Genomic DNA, 254 nt, shown 5'->3' on the forward strand with positions numbered 1-254 from the left:
GCAGATAAATTAGGAGCGGCTATGCAAAATATTGCTGGTATTGGAAAAGGCGGCTTTTTATCTTCGGGGTTATTCCCAGCAATTATCGGCATTGCGTGTGTGTTATCCGCTTGTTATGCGGGATATATCTTTTTTATTAAACGCCAACCCTCAAAAGGTTTAAGTGAATTAGTAAAAACAGTATTTGTCATTGCTTTTATTGTTACGTACATCGGGAACGCAAGTACAATTTTGCATCATCGGCTTAGCCTTGT

Annotated in this window: 1 protein-coding gene; it reads left to right on the forward strand. The window is 39.0% G+C overall.

The window, feature by feature from the left end; all coding sequences use genetic code 11:
- Positions 1-254 (forward strand): hypothetical protein (locus tag KVT34_RS30605; RefSeq protein ID WP_217563333.1); only part of this gene is annotated, 254 nt, incomplete at both ends.

It is taken from the genome of Paenibacillus sp. GbtcB18, assembly GCF_019091125.1.
In the GTDB taxonomy this organism is placed as follows: Bacteria; Bacillota; Bacilli; order Paenibacillales; family NBRC-103111; genus Paenibacillus_F; species Paenibacillus_F chitinolyticus.